General features: G+C 70.2%; 18 protein-coding genes. 12 read left to right on the forward strand and 6 right to left on the reverse strand.

Features of this window, described 5'->3' with window-relative positions; genetic code table 11:
• Positions 1-35: 35 nt before the first annotated feature.
• The 6 genes from ACZ6Z4_RS00670 to ACZ6Z4_RS00695 all read left to right on the forward strand — a co-directional run bounded on the left by ACZ6Z4_RS00670 (position 36) and on the right by ACZ6Z4_RS00695 (position 8,088).
• Positions 36-1,031: a glycosyltransferase family 2 protein gene (locus tag ACZ6Z4_RS00670; RefSeq protein ID WP_465556683.1), complete on the forward strand. Its 996-nt coding sequence runs from the start codon at positions 36-38 to the stop codon at positions 1,029-1,031.
• A gap of 11 nt (positions 1,032-1,042) precedes the next feature.
• Complete coding sequence (rffA, locus tag ACZ6Z4_RS00675; protein ID WP_465556685.1) at positions 1,043-2,182, forward strand: dTDP-4-amino-4,6-dideoxygalactose transaminase; 1,140 nt, start codon at positions 1,043-1,045, stop codon at positions 2,180-2,182.
• Between the two features lies 1 nt (position 2,183).
• The gene (locus ACZ6Z4_RS00680; protein WP_363675817.1) at positions 2,184-2,945 is read left to right on the forward strand and encodes an N-acetyltransferase; all 762 of its coding nucleotides are present in this window, start codon (positions 2,184-2,186) and stop codon (positions 2,943-2,945) included.
• Between the two features lie 190 nt (positions 2,946-3,135).
• Positions 3,136-5,466, forward strand: a complete 2,331-nt coding sequence (locus ACZ6Z4_RS00685; RefSeq protein WP_465556687.1) for a glycosyltransferase — start codon at positions 3,136-3,138, stop codon at positions 5,464-5,466.
• Positions 5,466-6,296 carry a hypothetical protein gene (locus tag ACZ6Z4_RS00690; protein ID WP_460650169.1) on the forward strand — a complete coding sequence of 277 codons (831 nt, stop codon included), beginning with the start codon at positions 5,466-5,468 and terminating at the stop codon, positions 6,294-6,296. Before ACZ6Z4_RS00685 ends, ACZ6Z4_RS00690 begins: the two co-directional genes overlap by 1 nt.
• Complete coding sequence (locus tag ACZ6Z4_RS00695; protein WP_465556690.1) at positions 6,289-8,088, forward strand: hypothetical protein; 1,800 nt, start codon at positions 6,289-6,291, stop codon at positions 8,086-8,088. The genes ACZ6Z4_RS00690 and ACZ6Z4_RS00695 overlap by 8 nt, the downstream gene beginning before the upstream one ends.
• A gap of 52 nt (positions 8,089-8,140) precedes the next feature.
• Here ACZ6Z4_RS00695 and ACZ6Z4_RS00700 read toward each other — a convergent pair whose 3' ends face one another.
• Both ACZ6Z4_RS00700 and ACZ6Z4_RS00705 read right to left on the reverse strand, forming a co-directional pair.
• Positions 8,141-9,631: a class I SAM-dependent methyltransferase gene (locus ACZ6Z4_RS00700; RefSeq protein ID WP_465556692.1), complete on the reverse strand. Its 1,491-nt coding sequence runs from the start codon at positions 9,629-9,631 to the stop codon at positions 8,141-8,143.
• Between the two features lie 4 nt (positions 9,632-9,635).
• Entirely contained in the window at positions 9,636-10,589 is a 954-nt protein-coding gene (locus ACZ6Z4_RS00705; protein ID WP_465556694.1) for a glycosyltransferase family 2 protein, read from the reverse strand.
• Between the two features lie 42 nt (positions 10,590-10,631).
• Between ACZ6Z4_RS00705 and ACZ6Z4_RS00710 the strand changes: the two genes are divergently transcribed.
• Together ACZ6Z4_RS00710 and ACZ6Z4_RS00715 are read left to right on the forward strand one after the other, a co-directional pair.
• Positions 10,632-11,108 (forward strand): GtrA family protein, encoded by a 477-nt coding sequence (locus ACZ6Z4_RS00710; RefSeq protein WP_465556696.1) that lies wholly within the window; start codon positions 10,632-10,634, stop codon positions 11,106-11,108.
• Entirely contained in the window at positions 11,101-11,892 is a 792-nt protein-coding gene (locus tag ACZ6Z4_RS00715; protein ID WP_465556698.1) for a hypothetical protein, read from the forward strand. Before ACZ6Z4_RS00710 ends, ACZ6Z4_RS00715 begins: the two co-directional genes overlap by 8 nt.
• A gap of 50 nt (positions 11,893-11,942) precedes the next feature.
• Here the strand turns inward: ACZ6Z4_RS00715 and pseI are convergent, their stop codons facing one another.
• The 3 genes from pseI to ACZ6Z4_RS00730 all read right to left on the reverse strand — a co-directional run bounded on the left by pseI (position 11,943) and on the right by ACZ6Z4_RS00730 (position 13,942).
• The gene (gene pseI, locus ACZ6Z4_RS00720; protein ID WP_465556700.1) at positions 11,943-12,998 is read right to left on the reverse strand and encodes a pseudaminic acid synthase; all 1,056 of its coding nucleotides are present in this window, start codon (positions 12,996-12,998) and stop codon (positions 11,943-11,945) included.
• Complete coding sequence (locus ACZ6Z4_RS00725; protein WP_465556702.1) at positions 12,995-13,519, reverse strand: GNAT family N-acetyltransferase; 525 nt, start codon at positions 13,517-13,519, stop codon at positions 12,995-12,997. Before ACZ6Z4_RS00725 ends, pseI begins: the two co-directional genes overlap by 4 nt.
• Positions 13,520-13,636: 117 nt before the next feature.
• Entirely contained in the window at positions 13,637-13,942 is a 306-nt protein-coding gene (locus tag ACZ6Z4_RS00730; protein ID WP_465556704.1) for a hypothetical protein, read from the reverse strand.
• Positions 13,943-14,042: 100 nt separating this feature from the next.
• Here ACZ6Z4_RS00730 and ACZ6Z4_RS00735 point away from each other — a divergent pair, with 100 nt between their 5' ends.
• The 3 genes from ACZ6Z4_RS00735 to ACZ6Z4_RS00745 are packed head-to-tail and all read left to right on the forward strand — an operon-like array spanning position 14,043 to position 17,460.
• On the forward strand, positions 14,043-15,608 hold the full coding sequence (locus ACZ6Z4_RS00735) for a glycoside hydrolase family 10-like protein (protein ID WP_465556706.1): 1,566 nt from the start codon (positions 14,043-14,045) through the stop codon (positions 15,606-15,608).
• Between the two features lie 18 nt (positions 15,609-15,626).
• Complete coding sequence (locus ACZ6Z4_RS00740) at positions 15,627-16,559, forward strand: RNA polymerase sigma factor (protein WP_465556709.1); 933 nt, start codon at positions 15,627-15,629, stop codon at positions 16,557-16,559.
• A 25-nt stretch (positions 16,560-16,584) separates the two neighbouring features.
• The gene (locus tag ACZ6Z4_RS00745) at positions 16,585-17,460 is read left to right on the forward strand and encodes an alpha/beta fold hydrolase (RefSeq protein ID WP_465556711.1); all 876 of its coding nucleotides are present in this window, start codon (positions 16,585-16,587) and stop codon (positions 17,458-17,460) included.
• 87 nt (positions 17,461-17,547) lie between these two features.
• Here the strand turns inward: ACZ6Z4_RS00745 and ACZ6Z4_RS00750 are convergent, their stop codons facing one another.
• The gene (locus ACZ6Z4_RS00750; RefSeq protein WP_465556713.1) at positions 17,548-19,803 is read right to left on the reverse strand and encodes a hypothetical protein; all 2,256 of its coding nucleotides are present in this window, start codon (positions 19,801-19,803) and stop codon (positions 17,548-17,550) included.
• Positions 19,804-19,949: 146 nt separating this feature from the next.
• Here ACZ6Z4_RS00750 and ACZ6Z4_RS00755 point away from each other — a divergent pair, with 146 nt between their 5' ends.
• Complete coding sequence (locus ACZ6Z4_RS00755) at positions 19,950-20,096, forward strand: hypothetical protein (RefSeq protein WP_465556715.1); 147 nt, start codon at positions 19,950-19,952, stop codon at positions 20,094-20,096.
• Positions 20,097-20,149: the final 53 nt, after the last annotated feature.

The raw sequence follows: 20,149 nt of genomic DNA on the forward strand, positions 1-20,149 counted from the left end.
TTAGCGGCCCGCTAGCCTCACAGGAGGAGGTGCCGATGCCGACCGCCGTACCTGTGCTCTCTGTCGTCGTACCGATGTACGACGAGCAGGAGGTGCTGCCGATCTTCTTCGAGCGGATGCGCCCGCTGCTGGACGGGCTGGGGATCAGCTACGAGGTGGTGGTCGTCGACGACGGCAGCCGGGACGCCACGGCCGCGCTGCTGATCGAAGCGGTCAAGACCTGGCCGCAGCTGCGCCTGGTCCGGCTGCTCCGCAACTCCGGGCACCAGGCCGCCCTGTCGGCCGGCTTCCGCCGGGCCCGCGGTGAGTACCTGGTGAGCATCGACGCCGACCTGCAGGACCCGCCCGAGGTGATCGCCGAGCTGCTGGCCGCTGCCCGCGACCAGGACGTCGACGTCGTGTACGGCGTCCGCTCCGACCGCTCCAGCGACACCTGGGCCAAGCGGACCACCGCCCGGATGTACTACCGGCTGATGTGCCGCCTGGTCGGCCGGGAGATCCCGTTCGACGCCGGCGACTTCCGGCTGGTCTCGCGGCGCGTGGTGGACGCGGTGAACGCGCTGCCGGAGGACGGCCGGGTGTTCCGGCTGGTGATCCCGTGGCTGGGCTTCCCGAGCACCGAGGTCAGCTACGTCCGCGCCGAGCGGGCAGCCGGTGTCACGAAGTACAACCTGCGCAAGATGCTCGGGCTGGCCTTCGACAGCGTCACGGCGTTCTCCGCGGCGCCGCTGCGGCTGGCCACCTGGCTCGGTCTGTTCGGCGGGTTGCTGTCCATCGCGTTCGTCGTCGGCGCGCTGGTCATCAAGGTCTCCGGCCGGAGCATCCCCGGCTGGACCTCGACCGTACTGGCGGTGGCGGTGATCGGCGCGATCCAGCTGCTCTGCCTCGGTCTGCTGGGCGAGTACGTCGCCCGCTTGTTCCAGTCCAGCCAGAAGCGCCCGCAGTTCCTGGTCGGCTACGACAGCCTGGAAGATCCCGGTCACCACACGTACGCCGAGGCGCTCGAATCCAGCGAGCCAGAGCAGCGGTAGGCTCCGTCACCATGCCCGACCCGATCCCCTTCTCCAAGGCCTACCTGGTGGGCGACGAGCTCGCCTACGTGAACCAGGCCTTCTCCTCGGCCGCGGTTGTCGGCGACGGGCCGTTCACGGCCCGCGCGACGGAGCTGGTCACCAAGCTGACCGGCGGGCTCGGGTCCCTGCTGACCACCTCGTGCACGCACGCGCTGGAGATGACCGCGCTGCTGCTCGACCTGGCCCCCGGCGACGAGGTGATCATGCCCTCGTTCACGTTCGTCTCGACGGCCAACGCCTACGCGCTGCGCGGCGCCGTACCGGTCTTCGTCGACGTCCGCCCGGACACCCTGAACCTGGACGAGACCCAGGTCGAGGCGGCCGTCACCGACCGGACCAAGGCGATCGTCGTCGTGCACTACGCCGGCGTCGCGGTCGCGATGGACGAGATCAACGCGATCGCCGCCCGGCACGGCCTGGTCGTGATCGAGGACAACGCGCACGGCCTCGGCGGCACCTACCAGGGCCGCCCGCTCGGCTCGCTCGGGCTGATGGCGACGCAGTCGTTCCACGGCACCAAGAACGTGCACTGCGGCGAGGGCGGCGCGCTGGTCGTCAACGACGTCGACCTGCTGCACCGGGCCGAGATCATCCGCGAGAAGGGCACCAACCGGAGCGCCTTCTTCCGCGGCCAGGTGGACAAGTACCGCTGGGTCGACATCGGCTCCAGCTACCTGCCGGCCGACCCGCTGGCCGCGTTCCTGACCGCCCAGCTGGAGCGGTTCGACCAGATCCAGGCCCCGCGCTACGCGATCTGGGACCGGTACGACGCGGAGCTGGCGGACTGGACCGCCGCGCACGGCATCGGCGTACCGACGGTTCCGGAGGAGTGCGTGCACCCGGCGCACATGTACTACCTGCTGATGCCGACCCACGAGCACCAGCTGGGCCTGATCGCGCACCTGCGCGAGCGCAACATCACCGCGCCGTTCCACTACGTCCCGCTGCACTCGGCCCCGGCCGGCGAGCGCTACGGCCGGGTCGGTCCGGGCGGCTGCGCGGTCACCGACCGGATCAGCGGCCAGCTGGTCCGGCTCCCGCTGTTCAGTCAGCTGACCGAGGAGGAGCAGACCCGAGTGATCGACGCGCTGCTCTCCTACCCCCTCTGAGATGGGCTGGTACGACGCGCTGGAGGCCGGTGAGCTGACCAGCAGCCCCTCGGAGTACGAGTCGAAGCGCTTCGGCGTCTCCGTCGACCGGGTCTCGGTCTCCGCCTCCGCCGGTACGCCGCTGGAGGAGGTGCTGACCGCGGTCGACAAGTCCACGGCCGACGTCGTCGTCCTGCGCTACCCGGCCCGCGAGGTCTCCTGGTTCGCAGCACTCGCCACCGGGCGCCGTACGGCGATCCTGGCCGACTCACTCGTCTACTGGTCGCTCCCGGTCGGCAAGGGCCGTCGCCCGGCGCCGCTGGCCGGTTTCGCCGCCGGACTGGAGTCGGCGATCGACGACGAGCTGGTGGACGACCTGGTCGGGGACATCTTCGGCGACTACGGGAACCACTACTGCGCCAACCCGCTGTTCGACCGGGCGCTGGCGCTGGCCGGTTACCAGGAGTGGGCGCGGCGGAGCATCGCCGCCGAAGGTGCCGTCGTACTGCGGGGTCCGGACCGCCGCGTGCTGGCACTGGCGACAGTGGACCAGCAGGCGTCCTGGACCGAGATCGAGCTCGCAGGCGTCGTACCGGCCGAGCAGGGTCGTGGCCGGTACGCGCACCTGCTCGCCGCGGTCGAGGACTCGAGCACCGCGCGGCGGCTGGTGATCTCCACGCAGGGTCACAACACCGGGGTGCAAAGGGCCTGGGCACGTTACGGTTTCGAGCCGGTTCACACCCTGCTGACCGTGCATCTGGTGAACGAAAAGCAAAGACTCTGACAAGATCCCCGGCGGCTCCACAGACCGTCCGGGCGACTACGCAGCGGTGCTAACATGACCGCGATGGATCACTGGTCGCCGCCCGGACCTTGGTTGCTCCGGCGCCGCGCGCCCAGGCAGCATCGGGTCAGGCGGTAGTGCCGACATCGATGTCGACCGACCGCCGACCGAGCCGAGGAGATTTGCCGTTGTGACGCCGCGGCTGAGTGTCGTTGTGCCCTTCTACAACGTCCGCGACTACATCGGGGACTGCCTCGACTCGATCGCGCGACAGACCTGGACCGACTTCGAGGCGATCCTGGTCGACGACGGATCCCCCGACGACAGCGCCGCGATCGCGCAGGACTTCTGCGACCGTGACCCCCGGTTCCGGATCGTCGCGCAGGAGAACCAGGGCCTCGGCCCGGCCCGCAACACCGGCGTCCGGCACGCCGACGGCGAGTACATCACCTTCGTCGACAGCGACGACCTGGTCACCCGGCACGGTTTCGAGAAGCTGATCCGCACCCTGGACAGCAGCGGCTCGTCGTTCGCCGGCGGCAACGCGCGGCGGTTCAACAACAGCTCCGGCGTCCGGCCGTCCTGGATCCACCGGCTGCCGTTCGCCAAGGACCGGATCGCCACCCACGTGATCGAGACCCCGGACCTGATCCTGGACCGGATGGCCTGGAACAAGGTCTACCGGCGCTCGTTCTGGGACGACTACGGCTACGAGTTCCCCGCGATCCGCTACGAGGACTACCCGGTGACGCTGAAGGCGCACCTGGACGCGGTCACCGTCGACGCCCTCGCCGTACCGGTCTACTACTGGCGCGAGCGCGAGTCCGGCGAGTCGATCACCCAGCAGAAGTTCCAGCTGGGCAACATGGAGGACCGGGTCCGCTCGGCCGAGATGGTGATGGACCTGATCGAGACCGGTGACACGCTGCGTGAGGTCCGCCGCCGCGTGCACGCGCACTTCACCCAGATCGACATGCTGACGCTGATGATGGCGTTCGGTGCCGCCCCGGCCGAGGAGGAGCAGAACCTGCTCAAGCTCGCCCGGCGGCTGATGGACCGGCTCGACGACTCGGTCCTGGCCCGCGCCCACAGCTACGACCGGATCCAGCACTCGGCGCTGGCCGCCGGTGACGTCGACCTGCTCCGCCGGCTGGCCCACTTCCGCAACGACGGCGGTCTGCGCGGCGGCGCCCGGGCGCTGTCCCGGCCGGGCCGCCCGTGGCAGTTCGAGCACAACTACCCCGGCGTACAGGACCAGAGCGCTTCGGTCTCCAAGGAGCTCTACCGGCTGCCGATGAAGGACCTGACGCTGGCCACCAGCGTCCGCGAGGTCAGCTGGCTCGACGACGGTTCGCTGTCGGTCAAGGGCACGGCGGAGATCCGGCACCTGGAGACCAAGACGTCGTCCAGCCTGCGGGTCGCGCTGGTCGTCGGCGGTGCCGAGACCCCGCTCGCCGTACGCCGGTACGACGCGACCGACACGCACGGCGACCCGGCCCTGGTCGGCTTCGAGGTCCGCCTCGACAAGGCGCTGCTCGGCAAGCTCAAGGGCACCGGCGCCCCGGCGCACTTCATGGTCCGGCTGAAGTCGGGCCGGCTGCGCCGGCACGGCAAGCTCCGCGGCCAGCGCCCCGGCAGCCCCGGCTGGCCGCCGGGTGCCTGGATCAGCAGCACCAGCTGGGTCCAGCCTGGCCCAGGGGCCGACGGCGCCTTCGTGCTGCGCCGGATGGTCGACCCGACCCGGCTCACCGCGGTCAGCCAGACCGCTGACGCGCTGATCCTGCAGGGCCGCGTCCCGGCCGACCTGGAGGAGCCGAAGCTGCAGGTGACCCGGCCGCTGGCCGGCAAGGACCAGGAGCTGCCGCTGACCTTCAGCGGTGACGGCCGCGACTTCAGCGTCCGGATCCCGGTCCGGCCGATCATCGAGGACACCAACCCCGACGACCCGTTCACCCAGCGCACCACCTGGGCGTTCCGGCTGGTCGGCAAGAACGACGAGAAGCTGCTGCTGTGGACCGGTGAGCCGCAGGCCGTGCACCACCTGGCCGACGGCCGGATGGTCAGCCTGACCCGCTCCACCGGCGGTTACGTCAACCTGCACGAGGCCCCGCTCCGGCTGCCCGCCGAGCACGCCAACATCGTTGCTGGCGGCAACGGTCTGGAACTGCGCATCGACGGCCCGGAGCTGGCCGGCGACGGCTACACCTTCTCCTGGCGGCGCTACCTGGACGACTCCGACGACCACGCCGACGTGACCTGCCGGCTGGCGATCGCCGACGGCCGCTGGACGGCGAGCGCCGACCTGGCCGACCTGATCCCGGCCGACGCGGTGGTCAACTCCACGGACCCGCTGGCCAGCCTGGCCGACTGGATCCTGTTCGCGACCGCCCCGGACGGCGCCGAGCACGCGGTGCAGTGCGAGCCGTTCCTGTCCGCCCGGCTCCCGGTCGAGGTCGAGCAGGCCGGTCACACCGCCGCGCTGCGCCCGCACGCCGGCACACTCCACCTCGAGGTCCGCTGATGCATCACCACAACCACTACTACGGCCAGGCCCACATCCTGGCCCGGTACGCCGGACTCGACGACGAGTACCCGCCGCGCCTGCGCGGCTACCTCCAGCACGGCTGGAACATCGCCGACGGCTGGAACCCGGTGCACGAGTTCTACGACGGCGCCTGGCGCTACACCTGGAGCGACGGCCCGCGCCGCCGCGGCCACGCCCTCGGCCGCCGCAACTACGCCAGCATCGGCGCCCCGTTCTTGTACCTGCAGGAGCTGGAGCCCGAGCTCGGCGCCGTACCGGAGGAAGAGCGCGAAGGCACGCTCTGGTTCCTCTTCCACGGCTGGGAGGGCGGCAAGATCCAGGGCGACCACAAACGCCTGATCGACGAGATCCGGGAGACCGAGCCGGGCCCGGTCACCTTCAGCCTGTACTACACCGAGTACGACCGGCCCGAGGTGCGCAAGTCGTACGAGGACGCCGGGTTCCGGGTGGTCTCGTTCGGCCGCCGCGGGTTCTCCTACGAGGGCACCGACCCGAAGTTCCTCTACAAGCAGCTCGCCGAGCTGCGCAAGCACAAGCGGGTGGCGGCCAACCGGCTGTCCACCGCGATCTTCTACGGGATCGCCGCCGGCTGCGAGGCGGCCGTGTACGGCGACCCGATGGAGATGGAGGGCGAGAACCCGCTCTTCGGCGGGCAGAGCCGGATCGCGCGGCTGTGGCCTGAGATGCTCGGCAAGGAGCTGGACATGGACGCCGCCCGGGCGACCACCGACCTGGAACTGGGCGTGCCGTGGATGATGCCCCCCGCGGAACTGCGGATGTTGTTCGATTGGAGAGAGCGTGTCTGACAACCAGCTGGCCGTCGAGGTCGTCCGCGGTGAGATGCAGCCGTGGAGCGACTACTCCGGCAAGCGGGGGGCTGTCCAGGGGCCGGCGCTGCGCGCGCTGCTCACGGACGTCCTGCCCGACGGGGCACGCACGCTGATCGTCGGCCCGCACGGTGCCGACCTGGTCGAGGCAGTCGTCGCCAAGGCCACCGAGGCGACGCTGCTGGTCCGCTCGGTCTCCGACGCGGGTGAGCTCGCCGAGCGGTTCGCCGCAGGCGCCGGCCAGGGGGCCGGTGCCGGTCTGCAGGTCGTCGCCGGAGCCCTCGACGGACTCGCCGAGGCGGGGCGCCCGGCGTACGACGTGGTCGTCGCTGCTGACGGTCTGGACCGGGTGATCGGCTACGATAGCCCCGATCTGACCTGGTCGCAGCGGCTCGACGCGCTCGCTGCCGTTTGCTCGCCGGATGCCGTTGTCGTGCTGGGTCTGGAGAACGAGTTCTCCCTGACCAACCTGCTCGACCGCCGCCCGGCCGACCAGCGCCACGGCGACGACGAGTGGCGCCCGCTGCACGACGACCCGACGCGCCCGGTCTCCACCGCGCAGCTGCTCGCCGAGCTGGACCGGGTCGGCCTGACCGGCGCGGCGACGTTTGCGAGCTTCTCGGTCGGCGAGACCCCGCACGCGCTGCTGTCCGACGAGGTCGCTGCCGCGGCTCGCCCGGGCCAGTTCCCCACCCGCGTGGCCGTCGAGGCCCTGGAGGCGGCGTCCACGGTCGTCCCGCTGCTGGCCCCGATTGCCGAGTCCGCCGAGGCGGCTGCTCGCGCTGGTCTGCTGGCGTCCACCCCCACGGGTTGGCTGGCCGTCCGCGGCGGCGCTGCGCCGCACGCGATCTACAGCCAGACCACCGGCCACGCGGCCGTGCTGACGGCGGACGCCGACGGTGAGAACTGGACACTGGTTGTTGCCGGGGGCGATGCCGAAGCCCAAGGTGCTTTGGTTTTCGACTCTTCTGTTGTTCCTTCGACTGTTCCCGGTGGGGTTTCGGTTGAGACTCTGTTGTTCCGGCTGGCTGCTGCTGAGGACGTTCCGGGCTTCCGCGACCTCGCCGGGCGGCTGGGAGACTGGGCCCGCGCCCAGACCAGCTCCCGCGTGCTCCCGCGCTGGGACGACGTGGTGGTCGACGGCGACAGCTTCGCCTTCGGCGCCTCCGCGTGGGTGACCGTCGCCGAGGAGTCCGAGCAGGACCGGCTCGCGGCCGCCTGGGCGCGCTTCCACGACCGCCTGATCGGCGCGCACCGCCGGCACCCGTGGCCGCCGTGGATGGTCGGCGACGACCTGGTCTCGGCCTGGCTCGCGATGTCCGGCATCGACGCTCCGGCGCAGACCCCGGCGACGACGCCGGACACCCCGTCGGTCTCCGTCGAGCAGGTTGCCCGGGGCAAGGAGCTGGCGGCCGCGCTGGCCACCGTGCTCGGCGTACCGGCCGACGGTTCGCAGACGCCCGACGTCCGGACCGTGCTGGCCGACGCCGACCGCGCCGCCCAGGAGATCCACGAGCTGAAGGGCCAGATCTTCGGCCTGGAGCGCACCCTCGGCTTCCGCGACAAGGCCCTGAAGACCCGCGAGACCCGGCTGCGCGAGATGCGCACCCAGGTCCAGAAGGCCAACTCCGAGCGCGCCAAGCTGAAGAACTCCAAGGCGTACTCCGCGGTGAAGCTGATCCGCCAGGCCGCGCAGATCCGCAACCCGCGCAAGTTCGCCGGCAAGGTGAAGCGCCGGATGAAGCGGCAGCTCCGCAACAAGATCGGCTAGCCGGACAACAGCGGCCGGTCTCCCCGTCGCGGGGAGGCCGGCTTTGCTGTTTCTACGCGCGGCGGGCGATCAGGAGCTGGTGGGTTTCGGGCCAGTCGACCGGATCGCCGTCCGGTGTGGTGAGGGTGGCGACCGGGGCGATGCGGTTGCTGATCACCCAGTCGTTGCGCCAGGCCTTGGACGCCGCGTCGACGGTGAAGCCGGCGGTCTCGGCGATGGTGGTCCAGTCGGCGAAGGTCAGGCCGCAGAACTGCTCGTGGGTCTCCGACAGCCAGTTGTCGACGTAGTCCTTGCGGGTCAGGAAGTCCATCGCGTCGGCCAGGCGGAGCACTGGGTTGTCGCCTTGCAGCGTGTAGGCGAAGGGCACCCGGGCGTTGCGGCGGAAGTCCTGGGCGAACTGGAAGAACCGGGCTCGGGTCGACAGCCGCTTCACGTAGGCCGCGGGGTCGTCCAGCGACTCCAGGTCCGCCGGCGCCGAATTGACCCCGTCCGAGTCGTCCAGCGCCAGTACGACGGGCCGATCCGGCTCCGCCGGGCCGCAGACGTCGGAGTTGATCCAGACGCCGCCCGGCGCGGTGTGCGCGAACAAGCGGTCGACGAAGCGCTGCACGGTCGCCGCGCGCGAGCCGTCGGCGTACGACCAGATCTCGTGGGTCAGGGCTAGGGTGAGCGTGCTGTCGATCGAGCGCGGCGGGAAGACAGCCGCGCCGAGCATGTTGCGCTGGTAGAAGTAGACGTTCGGGTTGTGGAAGAAGCCCTGCTCCTTCTTGTGCACGCACTCGGCGTACAGGTGCCGGGCGACCTCGACGCCGATCAGGTCCGACTCGTGGAAGCGCGGGTCGGCGTCGGCGAGCTGCAGGGTCGCGCCGGTCGCGCAGCCGATGTCGAGGATCCGGCCGGGGCGGACGAAGTCCTTGATCTGCGTCCACTTCCGGTCCGCGGCGGTCTCGAACGCGTCGGCGTACGTCTTGTAGTCGCGGGTCGTGGTCAGCCCGCCGTCGTCACCGACCACCGGGTCGTTGACGCAGCGCCGGACCTGCGCGTCCAGCCGGTACCGGTCGAAGACGTCGACTGTCGCCGGGTGTGCCAGCTCGCGCCACTCGTCGTTGCCGTCGGCAATCATCAGCAGGACGTCCCACGGCCGGGCCGTGCCGTCGGGCTCGACGCCGATCACCTGGTGGCCAAGGCGTTCGTACAGCTTCGCGACCTCCGGCGTCGAGCAGGCGACCACCGTGTTCTCCGGCGTCAGCCGCACGGTGTCGTCGGTACCGGCCTCGATCGCCTTCACCGTCACCTCGGCGAAGTCGTCGGTCGGCGGGGTGTCGACGACGCCGACCACCAGCGAGCGCAGCCCGGTCGCCACGCTGAACCGCTCGATCGCGGCCTCGCGGCGGTCGAACGGGATCGGGTTCCGCTTGGTGGTGTGGTGGTTCGCCGACGTCACCGCCCAGACGACCGTCGTACCGGCCGGAGCGTGGGAGCGCAGGAACTCGGCCTGGAAGCGGGTCAGGACGTGGTGCCGGCCCGGGAACAGCAGGTACACGGGATCAGTCGGTCTCGGTGGTGATGTCCGGGTGCGCGTCGGTGTCGGTGCGCTCCCGGATCACGTACGTCGGCCGGCCCATCGACCCCGAGTGCAGGCGGCCGACGTACTCGCCGAGGACGCCGAGGGCGAGCATCTGGGCGCCGGAGAACAGCGCCACCATCGACGCGATCGTGGTGAACCCGGCGACCGTGGTCGCGCCGACGGCGTACTTGTAGATGATCACGCCGAACAGGCCGACCCCGAAGACCGCGCAGATGAAGCCCAGGTAGCCGACCAGCCGCAGCGGCTCGGTGGAGTAGCCCGTGATCAGCGTCAGGGCGTGCTTCATCAGCATCCAGGTGGTGTAGTTCGACCGGCCCTCGGCCCGGTCCTCCATCCGCACCGTGGTCTGCGCGATCCGGGTGGTGGACCACGACAGCGCGACGTCGACCGAGGCGTGCGGCCCGTCGAGCCCGTCGAAACCGTCCCGCAGGAAGGTCCGGAAGGCCCGGAACGCGCTGATCGACTTCGCGTTCTGCACCGACAGCGTCGAGGCCATCGCGGCCTTCACCAGCCGCGACGAGAAGGACCGGACGACGCCGTGCTCCTCCTCCTTCGGTACGCCGTACACGAGGTCGATGTCGTCGGTCAGCGCGGCCAGCAGGACCGGGACCTGGTCGGCCGGGTGCTGCAGGTCGTCGTCCATCGTGACGACCACCTCGTACCGGGCGCTGCGGACGCCGGCGATGATCGCGTTGTGCTGCCCGTAGTTGCGGGCCAGGCGCAGGGCGCGGGTCTCCGGGTACTTGTTCGCGAGCTCGCTGGCAACCTGCCACGTGTCGTCCGGGCTGCCGTCGACGACGAGCACGATCTCGAACCCGGTGGTCGCCTCCGGCAGCACGTGCGACAGGTCCTCGACAAGGCGCGGAAGGGTCTTGGCGGACCGATAACATGGCACGACGACGGAGACGAGCACTGCTTGCCCTTCTGAAGGTGAGGCGGCGGGGCTTCCGCCGCTGTGATTATCCCACTGCTGAGAGGCACGATCATTCCTGTCGACGTCACAGCCGTCGCGCAACTGCCGGCCAAACTCCTGCGCGACCACCGCGTCCGCTACCTGATCGTCGGCGCCGGTACGAACGTCCTGTACTTCGGCCTGTTCTGGCTCGGCTGGCACCTCCTCGAGGGCCGCTTGCCGTACCTGGTGGTCACCGCCCTGGCCAACTTCACCACCGCGCTGATCATGTACCCGGCGTACCGCACCTTCGTCTTCGGCTCCCAGACCGGCTGGCTCCGCGGCTTCGCGAAGTTCTACACCGTCTACCTGTTCGGCCTGGCCTGCTCCCTGATCGGCATGCCCCTGCTGATCGAGCTCCTCCACACCCCAGTCCTCCTCGCCCAGGGCCTGGTCATCCTCCTGGTCCCGGTAGCGAGCTACCTCCTCCACCGCTTCTGGACCTTCCGCGACGTGTCCCACACCCCAGTTGATGCGTAGGCACGCGCGAAGGTTGTCGTCGGCGCTGGTCCTGCTGACGCTGGCAGGCTGTTCGACGCACACCGAGACCCCGGTCGCGCTCAGCACCCCACAGGCGACCGCTCCACAGGCGACCGCGCCACTGCCGACCGCTCCCATCACTCCGACGGCGACCAGCACCGTCTCGGTCGACGGCTCGCCCGCGACGTTCCGCTACACGAAGGACCAGTTGATGCGGGTGGTGCCGCCCACCTACCGCGGGCGGGCGATGGATCGGTTCACGTACCTGATCGAGCTGGAGAGCTACTCGTGGCGCGACGACTTCTTCGCGGGGAAGCCGGTCACGCCGGAGTCCTGCCGGGTCGCGGTGCGCTCCGCCGGTCGCGTGTACAACAGGATCGACGGGTTCCGCACGGACACTCCGGCCGTGATGGGCTCGGTGACTCTGCGGACACCGGCCGGGGACGGCGTGGCGAACGTACGCGTGTACGAGCTGACTGGCGCTGAGGCCGTCCGGTACCAGCGGCAGGTGCTGCAGCCCGCGCCCGAGTGCCGGGAGTTCACCGTGGGCACGTCCGGGCGGGGCTCCATCGTCGAGCGTCCGCTGCCGGAGTTCGGCTCCACGTCCCGGTACGTCGTACGCACGTACCCGCGGAGCGGACGCGCCTGGATCGAGCGCACGCTGCAGTTGCAGACCACGAGGACGGCGGTCGAGCTCCGGGTCTTCAGCACCGACAACTCCGAGCAACAATTCCTGGCGTTCGCCCGCCAGGTCCGCGCCGGCGCGGTCCGCGAACTCCGCTGAACGCAAAAGGCCCCGGACCGTCGTACGGTCCGGGGCCTTTCAGCGGTTGCCTACAGCACGTCCCAAGTCAGCGGGGTCCCCTTCGGGGTGTCCTGCCGGAACTCCCGGCCCTCCACCGACGTGAACGCGTCCGGCGGCAGCCCGCCCGCCGGGCGCACCGAGCGAACGTTGTCGGCAGCAACCTTCTCGCCGGCCTTCACATCGCGCGTCACGTACAGCGACCGCCGGAAGCGCAGTACGTTCTGCTCTGCCTGCTTCGGGCCGACGATCGGTTCGCCGAGGGCCTGCTGGGCGACCTTGGTGCCTTCGACCAGCGCCTTGACCTCATCGGGCTCCAGCGAGAACGCCGAGTCGACGCCGCCATCGGCGCGGGACAGCGTGACGTGCTTCTCGATCACCGTCGCGCCGAGCGCGACGGCGGCGATCGCGGCGCCGATGCCCATCGTGTGGTCGGACAGGCCGATCTGGACGCCGAGGGCGTCGCGCAGGACCGGGATCGAGCGCAGGTTGGACTGCTCCGGGGGTGCCGGGTAGCTCGCGGTGCAGGACAGCACGATGATCTGCTCGTTGCCGGTGGAGCGCGCCGCGCGGACCGCCGCGTCGATGTCCATCAGGGTCGCGGAGCCGGTGGAGATGATGATCGGCTTGCCGGTCTCGGCCATGCCGCGGACCAGCGGGAGGTCGCCGATCTCGTTCGAGGCGACCTTGTATGCCGGGACGTTCAGCTTCTCCAGGAAGTCGATCGCGGTCGGGTCGAACGGCGACGAGAAGGCCAGCATGCCGAGCGAGTTCGCGAGCTCGAAGATCGGCTCGTGCCACTCCCACGGGGTGTGCGCCTCCTGGTACAGGTCGTAGAGCCGCGCGCCGCCCCAGAGCTCGTGCTCCGACGGCAGCCGGAAGGCCGGCAGGTCGACGTCGAGGGTGATCGTGTCGGCGGTGTAGGTCTGCAGCTTCAGCGCCTGGACGCCGGTCTCGGCCATCGCCCGGACGATGTCCTTGGCGCGCTCGATGTCGCCGTTGTGGTTGCCGGACATCTCGGCGATGACGAACGGCTGGTGCTCCGGCCCGACCGGGACGTCACCGAAATGAATCGTGGACTCGCTCATGAGTTTCCCTTCGGCTTGCGCCGGTTGTTCTTGTTCAAGCTGATCGGCAGCACGGTGATCTCGCGCCCGTCGCTGACCCGGGTCTCCGGCTCACCCTCGACGAACCGGAACCGCCGGTTCATCTGCCGGACGACGGCGTTGTGCTCCAGCACCTCGCCGTACAGGTCGTCCAGCTCGAGCTCGTCGAAGGCGTAGCCGGTGGCGTCCTTCATGACCTCGATCCAGGCCGGCAGGGTCTCGCCGCGCTCGGCCAGGCCCTCGGCGTCCAGGAAGAATCCCCAGGCGCCGGTCCGCGGCGAACCGTCGAGCTCCAGGTCGAAGAAGTTGACCACGCCCGCGACGGCGCCGTCGCGTTCGTAGATCAGCACCCGGCGGCTCGGGTCGACACTGGCCTTGGCCCACCAGGCGCGGTGCTCGTCAGCGCCGATCTCGTGGGAGTTGATGCTGACGTCGCGGTTGGGCTGCTGGTTGCGCAGTTCCCGGATGATGTCGACGTCACCGTCGGTGGCCGTGCGCAGCACCTGTTCGCCTTTCGTTGCACCGGTTGGATCGGCCACCACGGTACCGGCCGGGGCCCGCCCCCTGGCAGCCGGTGGCCAGACGCGAATCCGATGGCCCGATCAGCCCCGGTTATGACCTCAGCCGTCGGCGATCTGCAGCGCGATCAGCAGTTCGCCGACGACGGCGGCCAGTCCGGCGTACAGCCAGCCCGGGCGGGGCTTGCCGTGCGAGCGCAGGAAGGTCGCGAGCAGGGCGGCCGGGAGCGTGACCAGCGGCCCGAACAGGGCCAGCTTGAACGGGAGCTGCCCGTACGCGCAGGTGCCGCTGGTCGCGCCACCGCTGCACGGCGAGGTCGGGGTGAGGGCCAGGATGCCGAAGAAGACGGCGACGCAGGTGCCGAGCAGCAGGCCGATCAGGCCGAGCGCGGTGGCGAGGGGACGCATTCGGCGCAGCGTAGTCGCCGAGCGGGCCGACACCTTCAAAGCCGGATCGAGATGTGTAACTATCTTTCGATCCCGTCCCGCAGAGTAGTCGGAGAGTGACATGAGAGCCTGGCGTGTGGTCGGAGTCCTCGCGGTGACCGTCGGTCTGCTGGTCAGCGGTCTCACCAGTACGGCGACAGCAGCGCCCACCAGCGGCTGCGCTCCGGACAGCAAGACTCCGCTGCGCCAGTTCCGCGCCAGCTGGGTCTCGTCGGTGGTCAACATCGACTGGCCGTCGCGGACCGGTCTGACCGCGGAGCAGCAGAAGGCCGAGCTCCTCACCTGGTACGACGACGCAGTCCGCCAGCACCACAACGCCGTCGTACTCCAGGTCCGCCCGACCGCCGACGCGTTCTGGCCGTCAGCGGTCGAGCCCTGGTCGCAGTACCTCACCGGCACGCAGGGCGGCGACCCCGGCTACGACCCGCTGGCCTTCGCCGTCGCCGAGGCGCACAAGCGCAACCTCGAGCTGCACGCCTGGTTCAACCCGTACCGGCTCTCGATGGGCACGAACCTGAACGCCCTGGTCCCCACGCACCCCGCCCGGCAGCACCCCGACTGGGTCGTCACGTACGGCGGCAAGCTCTACTACAACCCCGGCATCCCCGCGGCCCGCAAGCTCGTCGAGAGCGCCATCATGGATGCCGTCGGCAAGTACGACATCGACGGCGTGCACTTCGACGACTACTTCTACCCGTACCCGGTGGCCGGCCAGACCTTCGACGACGCGGCCACCTTCGCGCAGTACGGCGGCGGTTTCGCGAACCTCCAGGACTGGCGCCGCAACAACATCGACCTGCTGATCCAGGAGCTGCAGCACCAGATCAAGGCCGCCAAGCCGTGGGTGAAGTTCGGTATCAGCCCGTTCGCCGTCTGGCGGAACAAGGCCACCGACGCCGAGGGATCCGACACCACCGCAGGCGTTCAGACGTACGACGACCTGGCTGCTGACACCAGCAAGTGGGTCCGCGAGGAGTGGATCGACTACATCGTCCCGCAGGTCTACTGGGCCGGCGGGTTCGCGCCCGCGGACTACAACAAGATCGTGCCCTGGTGGGCCGATCAGGTCCGCGGCACCGACGTGCACCTCTACATCGGCCAGGCGACGTACAAGGTCGGTACGTCGACGCAGTCGCCGGACTGGTCGGACCCGGCCGAGCTGACCGACCACCTGGCCTTCAACAGCACGATCCCCGAGGTGAAGGGCGACATCTACTTCTCCGCGAAGGACGTGCGCGCCGACCGCCTCGGCGCGACCAGCCTGCTCAACAGCACCTGGTACACCCGCCCGGCGCTGGTCCCCGCGATGCCGTCGCTCGACGCCCGCTCGCCGCTCCCGGTCCACGCCCTCAAGGCCTCGCGCACCACCGGAGGCATCAAACTGGACTGGCGGCAGACCTCCAAGGACACCACCTCGTACGCCGTCTACCGCCGCGACCTCACCGCCGGCGACTGGTGTGCCGACAACGACGCCCGCAACCTGCTCACGACGCTGCGCGCCACAGGCGGCCAGCAGACGTGGACAGACACCACAGCCGTTGCCGGACGCCACTACCTCTACCTGGTGACCGCACTGGACCGCGGCTGGAACCAGAGCATCCCGCTGCCCGCGGCGGTTCTCCGGTAGCGAGCAATACTGGAGGACGTGGACGAAGCCCTGACCCGCAGCGCCCAGGCTGGAGACGTTGCAGCTCTGGGAACGCTGCTGGCCAGGCATCAGGCCGGCATGCGGGCGGTCGCGCTCAGTCTGCTGGGCAACAGCCCGGACGTGGAGGACGTGCTGCAGGACGCCTCGCTCACGGCGCTCCGGCGGATCGGCGATGTCCGCGAGCCCGCTTCAGTCGGCGCCTGGCTGCGCATGGTCGTCCGCAACGCCTGCAGGACCCGGCTGCGCAGCATGAGCTACCCGCTGTCCGTCGACGAGGTCGCACTGGCTTCACCGGACCTCACCCCCGAGCAGGCGCTCGACCAGCACGCTCTGCGGGACTGGATCTGGTCGGCGATGGAGGAGCTGTCGCCGCAGACCCGGCTGGCCATCATGCTGCGCCACTTCAGCACCAGCGTCACGTCGTACCAGCAGATCGCTGATGCCTGTGGAGTGCCGGTGGGGACCGTCCGGAGCCGGCTCAGCCTCGGGCGTGCCCGGCTGGCCGAAGCACTCCTGGCGACAGCCGACGCGGCTCACAACGACGCCGGTGCTCTGGCAGCAGCCAGCGAGCGAGAGGCGAGGGAGACGCTGGCAGCTGCGGAGCGTGGTGAGTTCCAGGCCGTGCTGGCTGAGCGCTGGTCGCCGGAGGTGGCTCTGCTCAGCGGACCGCAGCCGATCGTCGGCCACGACTTCCTCCACCGGGGCATGGAGTCCGACCTGACCGCTGGTGTCCGGCAGAAGGTTCGCCACGTGGTGGCGAGCCGGGACCTCGCCGTCTGGGAGATGGACCTGGTCAACGGGCCCGACAACCCCGACCACTGCCCACCTGCGGTGACCTGGCTGATGTCCCTGCAGGGCGGACGGGTCCAGGAGCTGCGGCTGTTCCACCCGGAGCCTGTGGCCGGGCTCACACCGGAGCCGGTGAACTAACACCGTCGTACTCCGTCTTGCCGGCATGACAACCCACACCATCGAGGTCAACGGCCTCGCGCAGCGCTACCACGTGCACGGCACCGGCCCGATCCTCGTTGCTCACTCCGGCGGTCCCGGCATCAACTGGGAGTACCTGCGGATGCCTGTCGTCGAGCAGCACCTGCAGGTCGTGTACGTCGAGCCGATCGGCACCGGCGACTCCGGCCGCCTCCCGTCCCACCCGCGCGGCTACGTCCGGGACCGTTACGCCGAGCAGCTGGCCGCCGTCATCGACGACCTCGGCGCCGGCCCCGTCCACCTGCTCGGGCACTCCCACGGCGGCTTCGTCGCCCAGCACTTCGCGCTGCACCACACCGACCGCCTGGCCGGCGTGGTCCTGTACGACAGCGCCCCGGTGACCGGACCCGAATTCGGCGAGGAGGCCGGGCGCAACTTCGCCGCGTACGCCGCCCGCAACGCCGGCAACCCCGAGCTGGCCGAGGTGATGACCGCTGTCCAGGGGATCGGCGGCATCAGCAACGACGAGCAGTTCACAGCGGTTGCCCGCGGCATCATTCCGGCGTACCTGGCGGACTACTGGGGTCCGCGGCAGCCGGAGTACGAGAAGCTGCGCGCAGGCGTCGGTGGCACCTACGTCGACGCCGTCGAGGCTGACGGGACGCCCGAGACGATCGACGACCGCCCGCTGCTCGGCGGGCTCGACCTGCCCGCCCTGGTGATCGGTGGCCGCTTCGACCCGATCTGCGGCCCGCGCTGGAGCGAGGAGCTCGCCAAGCTGATCCCGGGCGCCGAGCTGCTCCTCCTGGAACACAGCGCCCACTTCGGCCACGTCGAGGAACCCGAGGCGTTCGCCGAGGCCGTCGCCGGGTTTGTGGCTCGGCTCACATCCGCGCGGTGAACTCGGCAGGACCGGCGATCCGTGTGGATGGCATGACTCGAAACAGCACATGCCCTGGAGAGATCGAAGCCAACCTGGCGAGGCGGACTAGCTGATCGGAGTGGAGCCCGCCCCGACCCGGGGCGGGTAGAGCTGGTAGACGCGGACCGTGCCGGACTGGAACCGGAGCTCGGCGAGCTTCTCCAGCTCTTCCGGTGCCGGGTTGACCCGGTCGTCGGCCAGCAGCCAGCGCACGCCGTACTGCGTGCGCAGCCGGTCCAGCACCTCGCGCGTCGGGGCGGTGAACGCCTCGTCGTTGACCTTCAGCTTCTCCTTGTCCCAGAACGGCCCGTACGACGCTTCGGTCGAGCTGTGCACGTCGTTGGCCTTGGCCGTGTACGACCAGCCCTCGACGAGCACCCGGCGCTCGGCGTACCCGGGGATCCAGAACGAGCCGGTGTGGCAGCGCGGGCCGGTTGGCGCGTGGCAGTGGATGTTGGTCGCGATCAGGTCGTCCGGCCCGGACTGGCGGCGGATGAACCGGGCCGCCTCGATCCCGCCGGGCGCGATCGAGTCGTACGCCGTCTGCGGCGGGAACGCGAACTGGCGCAGGCTGACGACGGTCGGTGACACGGTCAGCCCGATCAGCGCGGACACGGCGATCACCGCCCACGTCCGGCCGGTCCGGGACCGCCGGCGGATGCTCAGCCCGAAGATGATCACGCCCGCCGCGGTGAGGATGAGCGCGGCGATCAGCGGCCGGGAGAAGATCCGCTCCAGGCAGCCGGTGTCCTGGCAGTCGCGGATCAGTGTCTTGGTCTGCGCGCGGCCCATGTAGATCGCGCCGACGCCGATGGCCAGCGCCGGGCCGACCACCAGGTACTGGCGGCGCTCCAGCGAGGCCAGACCCCAGGCAGCGAGCAGAACCCCGTAGACGAAGGCGGTCCGGGCGAAGAAGACCTGTGCCTGGCTGTAGTGGTAGAGCAGGCTGGCGGCCGCCACTGCCCCGACCAGCCCGGCCAGCAGCATCACCACCATCGGGTCGCGGGGCAGACGCCGCTTGATGAGCAGTACGCCGACAGCAGGCATCAGCCAGCCGGCGGCGACCGCCGCGGCCACGATGAGCAGCACTGTGCGACCGGGCTGCACCGACGGGTCGATGCCGCGCAGCATGCCGTCCAGCATCGTGCGGTACGTGCCCGCCGGCTTGTACTCCATGCCGTGGCTCGCGCCGCGCAGCACGACGAAGAAGTTGAACGCGTACGTCGCTGCGACGGTCATCCCGAGCACCAGCGCGCGCAGGTTGAGGCGGCGGGCCTTGATCGTCAGGTAGATCCACGCGGCGGCCAGGCCGGCGCCGTACACAGGTAGCGCGGTGGCCTTGCTGATCGACAGGACGCTGATCAGTAGCCCGGCGACGACGAACAGCCCGGCGACCTGGCGCCGGGTCTGGCCCGGTGGGCGGCGCAGGAGCTGCGCGGTGACGGCGATCAGCGGCAGCATTATCACCGCGGAGAACGCCTGGGTCGGGCTGATCATCTGGCCCATCGACAGCGGGCTGTCGTGGTACAGGGTGTTGGTGACCGTCCAGCCCCACGGGCCGAGGTCTCCGGCGAGCACGGTGAGGCCTGCGGCGATCGGTGCGGCTACTGCGCGGCCGGTGAGGATCATGCCGACTGCGGCCGCTGCCAGGGTTGTGAGCAGCAGGAACGCGAACGGGACCACTCGCTGGGTCAGCACGTCCAGCTCGATGCCGGTGATCCAGTGGGCCGAGGCGATGTGGTTGTAGGCCATCCAGTGGTAGGTCAGCGGCTCACCGGCGACGTACGGGACCTGGGGAGGGAAGTGGTGCGTCAGCTCCGCCGCCAGCGACAGCTGGAAGGGGGAGTCGGAGTTGGGGCGCAGGGCGGCCGGGCCGTCGAGCGGGATGAGGCGGGAGCCGACGCGGACGAACCAGGCGGCGACTACGCCGGCCACGACCATGACGCCGGCCACGGACCACCAGGGGGTGGGCTTGGTCGACTGCGGCCGGCCGGGCACCGCCAGGAAGATGCCTAGGGCCAGGGCGGGCATCACCAGCGCGATCAGGGGGATGTCGAGCCAGCGGCCGAGCGGGTAGAGCAGTACTTCGCAGGCCAGGCCGAACGTCGTACCGAGGACGGCGTCGACCGCGAACCAGCCGGAGCCGCCGGTGAGGCGCCGCCAGAACATGGTCCCCGGGACCGCGATCACGGCCAGGAAGTAGCCCAGGTACGCCGCCGCGACCCACGGCGGGTGCGCCTGCAGCCCGACGAACCACCCCAGCGGCAGCACCGGCAGACTCGCCAGCGCCGCCACCGACATCGCCCGCCCCGGTCGACCCACCCCAGCTCCCTCCGCAGTCCCTGCACACGGAGAGAGACCCGTGAGCGACGAAAAGTTCTCTGACAACGGTAGTCGGCGTCGCTGAGCCGTTTACGGCACGCCCCAGCCTGCTTACCCTGAGTGAAGACCTGTGACAGGGAGGCATCATGCCCGCTCAGCACATCGCCGGCTTCCCCGTAGAAGAACTCCTGCTCGCAGCCACCGCCGCAGCCGCACCGATGCTCGCCCTGCTCGGCTGGGAGATCAAAGACAGACTTCGCCGCGTTCGAGGGGTGGTACGCCGTGACAAGTGACCTCGGCCACCACCGCGATACGCGAATCGTCCACGCCTGCACCCAGCCGCTAG

Source organism: Kribbella sp. NPDC104740, assembly GCF_055583505.1.

Coding starts and splice junctions, on each gene's coding strand:
- ACZ6Z4_RS00670 (WP_465556683.1), top strand. CDS start 36: ATGCCGACCGCCGTACCTGTGCTCTCTGTCGTCGTACCGATGTACGAC.
- rffA (WP_465556685.1), top strand. CDS start 1,043: ATGCCCGACCCGATCCCCTTCTCCAAGGCCTACCTGGTGGGCGACGAG.
- ACZ6Z4_RS00680 (WP_363675817.1), top strand. CDS start 2,184: ATGGGCTGGTACGACGCGCTGGAGGCCGGTGAGCTGACCAGCAGCCCC.
- ACZ6Z4_RS00690 (WP_460650169.1), top strand. CDS start 5,466: ATGCATCACCACAACCACTACTACGGCCAGGCCCACATCCTGGCCCGG.
- ACZ6Z4_RS00715 (WP_465556698.1), top strand. CDS start 11,101: ATGCGTAGGCACGCGCGAAGGTTGTCGTCGGCGCTGGTCCTGCTGACG.
- pseI (WP_465556700.1), bottom strand. CDS start 12,998: ATGAGCGAGTCCACGATTCATTTCGGTGACGTCCCGGTCGGGCCGGAG.
- ACZ6Z4_RS00730 (WP_465556704.1), bottom strand. CDS start 13,942: ATGCGTCCCCTCGCCACCGCGCTCGGCCTGATCGGCCTGCTGCTCGGC.
- ACZ6Z4_RS00735 (WP_465556706.1), top strand. CDS start 14,043: ATGAGAGCCTGGCGTGTGGTCGGAGTCCTCGCGGTGACCGTCGGTCTG.
- ACZ6Z4_RS00745 (WP_465556711.1), top strand. CDS start 16,585: ATGACAACCCACACCATCGAGGTCAACGGCCTCGCGCAGCGCTACCAC.
- ACZ6Z4_RS00755 (WP_465556715.1), top strand. CDS start 19,950: ATGCCCGCTCAGCACATCGCCGGCTTCCCCGTAGAAGAACTCCTGCTC.